This window comes from Pseudomonas sp. LS-2 (genome assembly GCF_003605735.1).
Lineage (GTDB): Bacteria > Pseudomonadota > Gammaproteobacteria > Pseudomonadales > Pseudomonadaceae > Aquipseudomonas.
Map to the genome: position 1 here is coordinate 228,012 of NZ_QXTJ01000039.1, position 13,397 is coordinate 241,408.

Sequence of the window (13,397 nt, forward strand, 5' to 3'; positions counted from 1 at the left end):
TCTCCTTAAAATATTCGACCAGGCCGCCCGGTAATGGTTAAAGCGTGCGCTTTTGGGCATCATTACCCTTCAAACGGCCCGCAACTCACCCACAAGGCTTTCCACTGATGCAATGCTTTAGGCTTTCTGAAGCCGCTTTAAAACAAATGATTGTCGATGCCAACGTATTGGAGGCCGACAGCTATGGCGCGAAAGTGTACAGGTTGCAGGACGGCAATATCCTTAAACTCTTCAGACGCAAACGCTGGTTTTCGTCGGCACTGTTGCGTCCCTACTCAAAACGCTTCATCGACAACGCCAATCGCCTCCAGCAACTGGGCGTGCCCACCCTGAAGGTCGTGAATTTCTACACACTTGAACAGCCCGGCATGACAGCCGTGCTATACCAACCGCTTCCTGGTCAGACCCTGCGCCAGCTGGCGCAAAAGCCGGGTTTCAGCTGGACACAGTCTCTGCCCGCACTGATCGGATTGATCCGCGAGCTGCATCGTTCAGGGGTCTATTTCCGTTCTTTGCATCTTGGCAATATCGTGGTCACTCCCGAAAACACCCTGGGCCTGATCGATGTTGCCGACATGCGCTTCTTCAAGGCTCCGCTTTCGGAGAATCTGAAAAAACGCAATATCCAACACTTCGCACGCTACATCCAGCGGGAAAACCTCAATGACGAATTTCCGTTGGGGGATCTGGAAAAGGCGCTAGTGAACAACTGAGCCGCGCTTGCACGCTAAGGCTTGAGCAACGCTCGCGAATCGCTACAGAATCGCTGCCACACTTGTTCTGGAGCCAATGCACGGTATTGAGAAGCCGAAATGCTCGCGCCGTCCTGCCCCGCAAAGTGCTCAATAGCGGCGGCCCAGGCTGAAACATCAGCCACCGGCACGTAGTGTCCTGCCTCGCCAAGTTGCTCGCGGAACACTTCTATGTCGCTTGCCAACACCGGGACGCCAGCGATTACCGCCTCCTGCAGGACAAGGCCCAGCCCCTCCTCACGCGAAGGAATGGCAATCCAGTCAAACCCTCGATACAACTTCGCCAGACCCGGTTTGTGGCCGGGAAGAAAGACTTTGCCCTTCAAATTCAATTGCTCGATCTTGCGCTCCAGGGATTGACGATCAGGTCCTTCACCGACGATCACCAGTTTGACGTCCGGATACCGGGCAAGCGCCTGAGAGAAGGCGTCGAGCAGATAATCAAACCCCTTGTCGGCGACCAGGCGCCCAACAGCCCCCAGGACTCGAGCACTATTGTCGGGGAGATCCATCAAACGCCGGGCCTGATCACGCTCTCGCAATTCCAGGCAGAACAGGGCCGGATCCAGAGCGCTGCGCAGAGCCTGAACCGGCAGACCGAGAGATTGGTTGAGTGACGAAGCGAGGGTCATTGAAACTGCGGCCAACGTCAGCCGCTGCTTCGGAAAGTCCCTGAACAAGGCTTTCTGTTGAAGGCTCATGCGTGTCGCGCCATGAAAAATGACGACGACCCGGATATGCGGCAAGCTTCTCAGGACAGGCAGTAACACTCTGGAAGCTCCCAGACCGTCGAGCAGCACTACTTGAGCACCGCTTTCGATCAATGCCTTCCTGAGCCGTGTACGCAGCACAGGCATGAGCAGCCGCCACAGATGTCTGGCCTTCAATTGATGGGACGAGAATCCCCATTCGCGAATAGTGCCAAAATCTGCGGCAACGCCGTCCTGTTTCCCCTTGAGAAACCAGGTTTTGATTTCCACGTCGGAGTCGACTTGCGAGACGATCTGGTTGTGTACCTTGTGCACCGAAGAAAACGGCGCGCCACTGGACCACATCACGTTTACGAGGCTCATTTTGCGCCACGCATTGACGGGAAGATCACCGCATCCCTGCAGAAACAATCAATCAATCGTAAAACCAATGCGCCCCCCGGGAGAGCAGCGTAATCCAGATCCACAACTCTCATGCGCGAGACTCCATCAGCAGAAAGCAGCGAATCTGAAGCTTTCATTCAGCACGACATCAGCACGACGCCAATGCAGCCATTCATTGTTGTGTGACAAAAGAAAAGACCTTTTTTGCCTTTTGGATCAAGCCAGTCAAATCCCCAAGGCCGCCCGCACTTTTTCGATCCAGCCCAACGGCGCCTGCTGACGCAACGTCGGCTCCAGCTCGCGCACGATCCTTGCGCCGATAGCACCGAAGCCGAACTGCGACACTGCCAGATCGCGCCCATTGACTGCAATACGCGCTGCCCATTCGGGATCGTTACGCAAGATTGCGAGTTTTTTCCGTAACTGCGCAATATCGCTGTAAAAGACCACGTTGTGCATGTCCTGCAGGCCCAAGGCGCGATTTTCCGCCTCACCTTGATCATAGGCAAACAGTGCACATCCGCATGCCATGGCTTCAAAATTCTTGATCATGAATTCGCCCATGCCGACATCGGCGCTGACGAAAAAACGAATACGGTTCAGGGTGGCGCAATACTCGTCTCCAGACTTGGTCCGGGTCACGATCAGGGGCTCTACCTGCGCCAGCTCATCGAGCAACGCCTTGCGACCGCTGTAGGCCACGCTGTTGGTGCTGCCGACGAAAGCCAGCTCGATATCCCGCTCGCGGCCCTGATCGCTCAGCAACGTCTGGTCATACCCCTTGGGCACGAAGACCGCATCGAAGCCCTCCTCGCGCAGCCGCTCGCTGACCACGAATCCAGAGCTGATCACGCGAACCCACGGCAGCTTGCGATAGTGGGCGCTGAACTTGCCGGTGTATTTGCAGGGAATGTAATTCTGGTAGGCGTCGTGTTCGAGAATCACCAGATTGGGGACGGTGCGGATGAAGCCTGCCTGACGGATTTCTTGCTTGAAACGCAGGAAGAACAAAATTCGGTCGTATTGCGTCACGTCGACATGCTGACGGAAATACCGACGCAGGTTGCGTTGCTCGTCCGAGCTGAGCCAGCGCAGGTCACACTCGCAGTTCTCGGCAACGCCTTCATACAGACGGTCCAGAATGGCGCGCTGCTCTTTCTGGACCAGAAATAGAACCTTCATGGGCTTCCTTTTAAACCAGATCACTGTCAGCCCGGCCTCCCGACATGGGTCGGGGGCAATCAGAGCTCCTTGCGCCAGAACAGCTCGTGACGGCGCACGGCCTTTCTGAAAAATTCGTTTTCACCTTCCGCGGGCCAGCGACGCCCCGCCAATACCTTCTGCAGCCATCGTCTGACTCGACGCTTTAGCGGAGCCGGTGGCTGCAAGTCATGCATCATACCCAAGGCCATGGCCTTGTCTCGCTGTTGTTCTGTATTGAGCTCGATACTGTAGGGTTCCAACGCTTGCGACGCATCGAATACCGGCGGCAGCGCCACACCGCTGTAAGCGTTCCCCATCGGCCAGCGATCATTGTCGTGCAGATGATTGGCGTAGCCGAGGACGACTTGCGGCTGCCACTCCAGCCCCTGCAACGCCTCCAGGACCGCTGCCTGCGAACAGATGTGATCCGGGTGTGGATCAATAGTTGCGTGAGGCATCACCAATACCTGCGGTCGCGCGTGCAGCAATAGAGCACGCAGATCGGCTATCAGGTTGTTCCACGTAGGCGCGCCATCGACGTCTCCCGGTAACGGGATCGTGTTGAATTGACGGAAAAGCCGCGTATCGGCCAGGTCGGCTTCGCGGGAGGTAACTGGCTGGTCGGGCGCAGCCTGCATGGCGGGCAGTTGTAGACAGAAATAGCCCAGCTGAACGCAACGAGACTCCGGCACCCCTGCCCAACGCGGTACGGTGATGCTGTCCCAGGCACGGAGGCGGCCTTTTATGCGCGCGGCATCGACGCCACCCATGCCCATCTGCTGATAGTGCTCGGCTTCGATCTCGCCGGCGGTCAGGGTGACGATCCAGCTTTCATCGGCCTGACTGTACAGGCCGAATGCTGCGAGCTCGGCGTCGTCGGCATGAGGGGCAATGACCATCACACGCTGACGCCGGGCATCGGCATGGCGGAACGACCAAAGACGTGGCTGTCCCTGAATACCGCATCGACGCCCGCGAATCCGTAACGTACCCGAACTCAGCGCGCCTCCCAGACCGGTGAGATTGAGGTAGCGCAGACCTTTGACGCCACGCTCGAAAGCCTGGCTGTCGCTGATGCCCTCGCCATCCAGTTCGATGGAAGGATCGAAGAAACGCCCCAGCCACGAGCTGTTGATCGCCAGCGCCAGGACCAGCGTCTCCGAGCCGTCGAGCGACAGCGGCTCATCGAGATGCAGCAGATCGCCTTGCAGCCTCACGCCCTGCACTTCGTTTTGCGCGGGTAGCTGGTATTGATAGTCGTCGCTCGGCGAATAGAACAAGTGATCCGAGAACCACGCTTCGTGGGCGACCCAACCAAGAACGGCCAGCAACAGCGGCAGCCACCAGGCGACGATGCCCCCCAGCAGCACCAGAACGACCAATGCCACCAGCAACGCCACGCGCTTGTTGCGGCGGTGGCGTTTGAGCAACTCCTGCTTGCGGCTCAAGCCTGAAACACCGGAACGGGGTTGCACCAGCGATCCTTGTACTCACGATCAGCGCGACCAAAGGAGAAGCGCAGCGGCTTGCCCAACGCTCGCGCGTCCTCCCAGGCGCTTTGAGTATTGAGAAAACTCAACACGCTGCCTGGGCTGAAGTCGCGGGTTTCGGGATCAACGCCTCCGTTGATGTACTCGACGCTGATCCACTCGGGGGCTTGTACGCGATACACCAGTTGAATGGCGATCGGCGCATCGTTGAGGAGGATCACCGAGCCGATCAACAGCTCGCGCAACAACTCGACGACATCGGCCATACGCTCGGCGCCAGTGGCGGCGAAGCTCCAGCGGCGCTGGAACAGATCACAATAAATGCGCGCGATGTCCGCGCTGCTGAAATCGGTGATCGGACGCACGACGCCGCCAGCCTCTTCGAGCAGGCGCAACTCACGGCGCTGGTTGTAGCGGAATTTCTTGGACAGGTCTTCGGGGGCGCGTGCCATTGCCAGGGATTCGGCCTGCGGCTTGAGCGTCGCTATTCGGCCCTGGCTCAGCTCCGACAGGTAACGGCCACTGTGACGCAGTGGCACTTGGGCGTCGGCGGCAATCGGCAGAATCAGCTCGGCATTGCCGAGGTCGAACAGGCCTTTCTTGCCGTGACGCTTGAGTACGTCCTTGGACAAGGCCAGCGAACGACCCCACGTGGGGATTGCCGCGGTCAGCTCGCCGTTGTGCTCCCAGCCCAGATAACGCACTGGAATATCCGCAAGGCTCGCCAGACGCTCGATCACCAGAGGATGAGTCGCAACGCTGCCGCCAAAGCGATGCCAGGCTTGCTGGTAAGCAGCCGCGTCGATCTGCGTCCAGCCACGTTCACGCCAGGCTTGAAAACGATTGAGCATCAGGACTCCGCAGTCAGGTCGGTGACTTGCGGCAAACGCCAGAACACGTTGCGAACCGCATCATCGGAGAACCGCTCGCGCAGGCGTACCTGCATCATGTCGACGCAGGACTGACGCTGCTCGGCGTCCAGTCGCGACAAGTGGACAAGTCCTTGGGCCAGATGCTCGCTGTCGCCAAGGGGGAACAGAATCCCGACACCCTCCACCACTTCCTTTGCGCCGCCACAGGCGGTAGCGATCAACGGCACGCCCGCCACCATGGCTTCGAGAAGGACCATGCCGAACGGTTCATGATCGGAGCTCAAGGCAAACGCATCGAACGCCTTGAAGTAGCGATTCGCTTGAGGCACCTGTCCCAACAGCAGTACCTGAGGAGCGATGCCCAGCTCCATGGCGAGCTCTTTGAGGTCTTGCTCCAGACGGCCCTTGCCTATGACGACCAGTTGGCTGTCGGCAGGCAGCCGGGGCAGAGCTTCGGCAAAGCCGCGCAGAAGCGTGGCCTGATCCTTGTCAGGATGCAGACGCCCGACGTTACCCACGATCCAGGCCTGCTGCGACAAACCCAGTTCTTCACGCGCCTGCTCACGCGATAGCAACGTCGACGCCAGCTGATCGACATCAATGCGGTTATAGAGAGTCTGGATCCGCCCGGTCGGCCATTTCGGCAGGCATTTACGCATATCGTCGCGCACCGCATCCGACACACCCAGCAAGCTCAGACGCATGCGGAACACGTGAGCGAAGAGTTTGCGGCTGCGGCGCTCATAGTCGCCGAAGGCGTGATGTACGCCGATGACCGGCAAGCGAGTCGCTAACAAAGCGATGTAGATCGGTTTGAATCGATGCGCGATGCAGAATGCGAAGTTGCGAGAAGCAGCGATCTTACGCAGATCGCGGATCGCCCCCAGCTTCAGGCCACGAATGGCCTTCGAGCTGTACTCCATGAACAGCACTTCGTCCGAAGCGCAGCCGTTGGCCACGTCCGGGTCAGCCGCGCCGGTCAGGAATACCGTGGTAACCCGGTACCCCTTGCCTGCGAAGAGGCTGGCGTATTGACGGGCGCAGTCCAGAAACGGCCCGTCATAGCCGTGGCAGAACTGCAACACATGCCGCTCAGCCGAGCGTGTCATAGGTGTCCGCGCCGTCTTTGACCACCAGGATGTCTTCCATGATCAGGTACTGCAGGTCCGAGCCGAAGAACATGTTCAGGGCGTCTGTCGGCGAGCAGATCATCGGCTCACCACGACGGTTGAGCGATGTATTCAACGAAACGCCGTTGCCGGTGAGGTTTTCCAGCGCCTTCATCATGTCGTAGTAACGCGGGTTGTACTCGCGCTTGAGGACCTGGGCACGGGACGTGCCGTCCTCATGGACGACTTCCGGCACGCGGGTTTTCCATTCTTCGGCGACTTCGAAGGTGAAGGTCATGAACGGCGCCGGGTGATCGATCTTGATCATCTGCGGTGCAACGGTGTCGAGCATCGACGGGCAGAAAGGCCTCCAGCGCTCGCGGAACTTGATCTGGTGGTTGATACGGTCGGCGACGCCAGCCACGCTCGGGCAGCCGATGATCGAACGACCGCCCAGCGCGCGCGGGCCGAATTCCATGCGACCCTGGAACCAGGCCACCGGGTTGCCGTCGACCATGATCTTCGCGATCTGCTCCGGCATGTTTTCGAGCTTGCGCCAGGTTGGCTGGCTCGGGTGGCGGGCACAGGCTGCGATCACGTCTTCGTTGCTGTACGACGGGCCGAGGTAGACGTGTTCCATCTTCTCGACCGGCACCCCACGGGCGTGGGACACGTAGGCTGCGGCACCGACCGCCGTACCCGCGTCGCCGGAGGCGGGCTGCACGAACAGCTCTTTGACTTCCGGGCGGGCGATGATCTTCTGGTTCAGCTTGACGTTCAGCGCGCAGCCGCCGGCGAAGGCGATCTTGCCGGTTTCCTTGAGGATGTCGCCCAGATAGTGATCCATCATCTGCAACGCCAGCTTCTCGAACAGCGCCTGCATGCTGGCCGCATAATGGATGTACGGCTCGTCGGCGATGTCGCCTTCGCGCTTGGGACCCAGCCACTCGATCAGCTTCGGAGAAAAGTAGAAGCCTTTGCCCTTCTCTTTATAGCGACGCAGGCCGATGACGTTGGCGTATTCGGTGTTGATCACCAGTTCGCCGTTTTCAAAGCTGGCCAGACGCGAGAAGTCGTATTTGCTGGCGTCGCCATACGGCGCCATGCCCATGACCTTGAATTCGCCGTCGAGCATTTCGAAGCCGAGGAATTCAGTAATGGCGCCGTACAGACCGCCCAGGGAGTCCGGGTCGAAGAATTCCTTGATCTTGTGGATCTTGCCGTTTTCGCCGTAGCCGAAAAACGTGGTGGCGTACTCACCCTTGCCGTCGATACCGAGGATCGCGGTCTTCTCTTTGAAACCGGAGCAGTGGTAGGCGCTGGACGCGTGTGCCAGGTGGTGCTCGACCGGTTCGATCTTGATCTTTTTAGGATCGAAGCCCAGTTGCTCAAGGCACCAGACGATCTTGTTGCGATAGCGCTTGTAGCGACGGTTGCCCATCAGGATGGCGTCGAGCGCACGATCCGGGGCGTACCAGTAACGCTTGGCGTAGTGCCAGCGAGCTTCACCGAACAAGCTGATCGGAGCGAACGGGATGGCCACCACATCGACATCGGACGGTTTGATGCCAGCTTGTTCGAGGCAGAATTTCGCCGACTCGTAGGGCATGCGGTTCTTTGCGTGCTTGTCACGAACGAAGCGCTCTTCTTCGGCCGCTGCAATCAGCTTGCCGTCGATGTACAGGGCCGCGGAAGGATCATGGCTAAGGGCGCCGGACAGGCCAAGGATCGTCAATGCCACTAGGGTCTAGCCTCTTAAGTCTGCAGGCAGGCGTCGTGCGCCTGATAAATAAGGTGCGCCCGGCGCAAGTGCGGCAGGCAGCTAAAGGGCGGGATTATAGCGTAATGAAGGAGGATATGGCGCGGCGAACAAAACCGTCACTCAGCGCCCACCCCAACCTGCAGCCCAGAGGCGCCCGCACGCCATCGGTGCCTGTTCGTTTCCAGTTCGGGCACCTGCGATACATATCTACCCCCTCGCGCCATCGGGACCGTGATTGATTGAAACCATGAAGCACGTGGATTCACCCGTGTCTTGGACGCCCTCGTTTGAAGGGCCAATCAGGAAAGGACCCAGATGCAGACCTATACCCCGACTCGCCTAACGCCTTCGACTACCCACCTTGCCGCATCGGCCGCCCTGGGGCGCCTGGCCCAGACGCATACCAGCCTGTCTGTCGAAACCTCGCAACTCCCAAAACCTCAACAGCCCCTGCTTGACGCCTTGAAGGTCGGGAACCAGGAGCAAATCACACCCGAATTCACAAAACTGATGAAGGCAATCGACGACTACTGGCTTGCGCCCAGCGCCGGCGGACTGACCCGTCATGCGCTGTTCGTGGCCAGCCTGAAAGCATCCTTGTTGGACGAAGCGGTGCTCAAATCCCATGAAGGCAAATTGGGATTGAACCCCTGGCAATGCCTTCCTTCATCAGCCGCGGACAACGAGACCACACAACCGCAGGCGAAAGCGTTTTCACTGCAAGTGAAGTTCGATGACCAGATTTGGGTGGACATCAAGGGCGCCCTGGTCATGAGTGAGGGAACAGGCCGCACGCTGTTGGCTCTACCCGGCTGCGGCATGACGGAGTACTCGACACACAAGGCGCTGTGCGAAACCCTGGCCCAGTGGCTCAACGATGGAGAGCTTCGCCGGGCACTGCTGATCAATGCCGATCAACGTCACCAGGATGCCGTCTTTGCGGTGGCTGACGATACGGACCTGTTCATTGATGCGTTCGAATTCAGCGACGTACATCTGGAGCCGATTGCCGGCGACCCGTACGAATACGCCTTCAAGCAACAGGTCGATAAACAACGGGAGGACCTGCGCTACGTCTGCGCCGCCGGATTGAGCGCAGACCCGAACACTCACGCCGGGCAGATCGAGAGTGCCATTCGCCTCGCTGCGCTGTTCGGCCCCTCGGGCATGCTGGCGCTGCGCGAGCAGATCCTGATCGAACGTCAGTTGCGCACGAAGCTGCCTGACTGGATGAGAAACGCTTCGCCGGACGACCTGAAGGCATACATGCAGCGCCTGACGCGTTACGACCTGGCACGCGACGCACTCGACAGCGTGTTGAACGGTGCGACCTCGGCCGATCATTACGCGCAGGTCTGCATCAGAGCCAGTCTGGCCAATGATCTGGGTTATGACCTGCGACCCGAGACAATCACGGTCAGCACTCAACGCACGTTGCCCGTAACCGACGAGGTCTACACCACCACACGCAGCCTACCGCAGCTGGCCCTCTACGGATTGCACCCGGACGACCTGAAAGCAGGCTCGCAATTTCTGAGCAACACCATTATCGATATCGACGGGACGCCGGCGACGAACACGTACCCCCTCCTCACCCCAGCTTACGTGGGCGAGCTGATCGGCACATTGAGCCTGCGAACCCGGTTCGACGACTACCAGCGCAAGACCTACGCCAAAACCGACACTCGCAAACTCATGCGCGAGGTGTTGCAGATCCAGATCGAAGAGCAGGCGTACGCCGCGAGAATGCAGAACCATGTCAGCGTCGATGATTTCGGCATCATCGAGAAGCTGATCGCTGCCAGACCTGCCACGAGCGGGGAGGTCCTGAGCGTCCAGCAGATCCGGCTCAACAACAGCGACATTCTTGGACGCATTCTGATTTTCAGGAAGGAAGGCCCGCTGGGCAGGCTCGAACGTTTGATCATGTTTACCGCTGATGCGCCTCGCGATCAGCTTTTCCATAGTTTCAACAGCGAAACGCAACTGCTCCATGAATTGGTCGGCTGGACGGCCATCCCCGACATGAGTGCTTACTTGCTTGATCAGGTGGCAGTCCCCCGCCGCGCTGGCCTTGACGCCACGCTCCAGGCTCTTCAACTGAAGCCGTTTCCCGCTCCCGACTTCCTCGCGCTGACAACGCTGCAAAGCTTCGACAACAGCTTGCACTCGATGGTGGACAGGGTCATCAGCGTGACCCGTTCGCAGAACGAAACCCATACCCCACGATGGTATTTGAGCGGCAGTCAGGAGCAGAGGCAAAAACTGGTGGCGCTGGAAGATGCCGCACAAGGCGCGATCAGCAATTACCAGGCCCAGCCCCATACCGGCGTTCAAGACTTCGAAGCCTACGTGCATGGCCGTGCGAGCGAAAAGATATGCCAGCTATTGAACGTTCCCGCAGGCACCGTGGACCCGGACGATATTGTCATCAGGTCCGAGCGCGAGACGCTCACCTATACCCGGATGATGCGTAACGGGTATGACGACAGCATCGGCCTTCTCAACCCGACCGCCGACACGATGGCGACCTTCAGCGGGCCGGAAGGCGTCGACCTGAGCATGCTGACTCCAGCCGCCGTCGCTGGGTCAGTGCGTGGCAGATGGCTGGCCGATGCCTATACGGAACAGGTTCGCCGTACGTTGCTGGATACTGACTCCACAGGCTATGCCTATCGCCGCCAGACGAGCACGTTGATCACGCGCCTGCACATGCAGGCCGCCGCGTTGCGCAGCCTGTTGAAGGGACATATCGATGCACTGCAGTACCGCTGGCTGGAGCTGGCGTGTGAGAACGCGCACCGTCTGGAACCCGAGCTGCGTAAGCGCCACCCGATCTATCCGCTGCAGATTCATGTCGACAAGCCCTTCATCGCTTCGCACATGGGGGGAATCGATCAACTGGTTTTTGCCAACACCGACTTGATCCACGTAGAAACCGTTCAGGGCTGTTACGCGCTGCTTCCCACCGACACGCAGCACTCGGCGCTGCTCTACACGCCCAATGCCCCGGATCACATCGAGTTTCGGCTGTTCAGCTCATTTGTCGACTCGCTCCGCGAACCGGGCATGATCGACTACTACAAGGATCGCTGCAGGATCAAGGCACGCAGGGTCTTGTCGTTCTTTCTCAGGGACATGAAAGAGGGCAACGCCAACAAGGCGCCGTTCCTCCCCAGGCAGGCATTCACCGACTTCGCGCAGATCTGCTTCAACCGCCCGATCGAACGCAAACTGCGAGACGTCAAGGAGACCACAGAAAGCCGCCATGACATGCTCAGCCGTCTGGTCTGGAACAGTGTCGAACTGATTGCTACGGTGCTGACATTGCCATTTCCGCCTGCCAGCTTCGCGGTAGGCGTCGCATTGTCTTTGCACTACGAACTGAAGGCCATTCAGGCGCTCACCGGTGACACGCCGGATCAAGCCAGTGCACTCATTCTGGCCTCGCTGCTGAATGTCGCGGGTGCGGCAGGTGATCTCGCTACAGGTCTGAAAGGATTCGGGGGCCTGGCACGCAAGCTCGCCAAAGAATCAAGGAACGGCGCCCTGCCGCCCGCGCTCCGGACAACAGAGGACCTGGCGGCACACAGTGAGCTGTTCCCGGTCTCGCTTCGGGGTGAGCCGTTGCTCATTGCAAAGCCTGACGCCAATGGCCACGCGCAGGTATTTCGCACCGCCAACACCCATTCCGGCGAAGTCCACGCCACCGGTCAGTACGCGATCAAACATATCGACGGCACCCTGCAACCGTTGAGCGACCGATCCTCCTCGACCTTGGCAGCCACTGCGAACACCGTCAGCGCTGATCGTGTAGTGAACCTATCCCTGAAGGATCTGCCGCGCATGACCGTGGGGCACGTCAAAGGCATCAGTGTGAGCAACGGAAAGTGCTACATCGAGATGAACAACCTGACTTATCAGGTGCATTACGATATGAATATGCGCTACTGGTACATCGTTGACCCGGAAAACCCGTTTGCCTTTTTCGGTCGCCAACCGGTCTGGCTTGATGAACATGAACAATGGAAATTGCTGGGTCGGGAACGCTTGCGCGGAGGTGGCAAGGATACGCCGGGGACCTTCAAGCCTCTGCAGGATGAAGCGTCGGCAAGCCGCGCATCGAGCGATAGCCTGAAAGACTACGAACTGCCTGAGCACACCCAGCCGTACGTTTACGTCGTGATGAGCGACAAGATCCTGGACCCGATAGACATGGGCATGGAGGCCTATTTTGAAGCGCTCTACGCGCCCTTGCGTAAGCTATATACCGACCTGAGGCAGAAACTCTATCGAGATGCCGCGGCGTTTTTTGCCCAGCCTATAGCGCTGCCAGTTCGTCCGGCCCTCCCGGCAGTGGATGCGACGACAGAGGTCGAAGGATTTCTTGAAGGCGTGTTCGCCAACAGTAATGGCCTGGTGTTCAGCGAGTCAGCCAGATCCATCGCCAGCAAACGCTTGCTCATCACCCACATGCCATCACTGGCAAAACAGCGCGTGGAGGTGATTTACCTTCCGCATCTCTTCACTGACAAGCATATCGGAAAGCTCGCCAAATACCGGGCAAAAGGGAAATCCATTCGCGCCGGCTCTCACGAGCTCAAGAAACATCTGAAGTCGCTTAACGGAGGCACGCTGGACAATGCGAGCAAGACGTTCGACTACTACCACCTGATCAAGGAAGCCCACCGACATGGTATCGAAGTTCGACCATTGAACTCGTCGGTAAGCTACCCGGTTGACGCCCATCCTGTGGCGAGCGCAGCCGCAGATGCCGCGGCCCCTCAGAAAATGAGCAATTTCATCGGCCACAAGCTTATCGCCGCCGACGTCGCGGCCGACCCCTCGAAACGATGGGTAGCACTGCTCGATCAGAAAACCGCAACCACTTCAGACCTGGTTCCAGGAATCGCCGAACTCGAGGGGGCGATCAGTGTGCACATCGAAGACGTCGCTGCCGACCAGACGACACGTATCAGCCGCGACCCCGGCAGTGTGACGAGCAGTACCGAACCATGCGACTTCAGGATTGAATTCGCAACGGCCACCTCGGACAAAACGGTGACTGTGCCAAAGACAACGGGAGGAGCGGATGGCTCCCTGAAACAAGCAGAA

Annotated in this window: 8 protein-coding genes; 2 read left to right on the top strand and 6 right to left on the bottom strand. The window is 58.9% G+C overall.

Annotation, left to right across the window (positions count from 1 at the left end; all coding sequences use genetic code 11):
* The first annotated feature begins 107 nt into the window (after positions 1-107).
* A complete protein-coding gene (locus D3M70_RS22365) occupies positions 108-713 on the top strand; it encodes a toluene tolerance protein (protein ID WP_120127811.1) in 606 nt (201 codons plus the stop codon).
* Between the two features lie 14 nt (positions 714-727).
* Here the strand turns inward: D3M70_RS22365 and D3M70_RS22370 are convergent, their stop codons facing one another.
* The 6 genes from D3M70_RS22370 to D3M70_RS22395 form a co-directional block, all read right to left on the bottom strand.
* Positions 728-1,825, bottom strand: a complete 1,098-nt coding sequence (locus D3M70_RS22370; protein WP_120127812.1) for a glycosyltransferase — start codon at positions 1,823-1,825, stop codon at positions 728-730.
* Between the two features lie 246 nt (positions 1,826-2,071).
* On the bottom strand, positions 2,072-3,028 hold the full coding sequence (locus tag D3M70_RS22375; protein ID WP_120127813.1) for a glycosyltransferase: 957 nt from the start codon (positions 3,026-3,028) through the stop codon (positions 2,072-2,074).
* A gap of 59 nt (positions 3,029-3,087) precedes the next feature.
* Complete coding sequence (locus D3M70_RS22380) at positions 3,088-4,497, bottom strand: PIG-L deacetylase family protein (protein ID WP_165869881.1); 1,410 nt, start codon at positions 4,495-4,497, stop codon at positions 3,088-3,090.
* Entirely contained in the window at positions 4,494-5,390 is an 897-nt protein-coding gene (locus tag D3M70_RS22385) for an antimicrobial resistance protein Mig-14 (protein ID WP_120127815.1), read from the bottom strand. The genes D3M70_RS22380 and D3M70_RS22385 overlap by 4 nt, the downstream gene beginning before the upstream one ends.
* Positions 5,390-6,520, bottom strand: coding sequence for a glycosyltransferase (locus D3M70_RS22390; RefSeq protein ID WP_120127816.1), 1,131 nt, complete (start codon positions 6,518-6,520; stop codon positions 5,390-5,392). The genes D3M70_RS22385 and D3M70_RS22390 overlap by 1 nt, the downstream gene beginning before the upstream one ends.
* The gene (locus D3M70_RS22395; protein WP_120127817.1) at positions 6,504-8,261 is read right to left on the bottom strand and encodes a carbamoyltransferase; all 1,758 of its coding nucleotides are present in this window, start codon (positions 8,259-8,261) and stop codon (positions 6,504-6,506) included. The genes D3M70_RS22390 and D3M70_RS22395 overlap by 17 nt, the downstream gene beginning before the upstream one ends.
* A 336-nt stretch (positions 8,262-8,597) precedes the next feature.
* On the opposite strand from D3M70_RS22395, the gene D3M70_RS22400 reads away from it, so the two are divergent.
* The coding region (locus D3M70_RS22400) for a membrane-targeted effector domain-containing toxin (RefSeq protein WP_256659954.1) at positions 8,598-13,397 on the top strand (4,800 nt) is incomplete at its 3' end.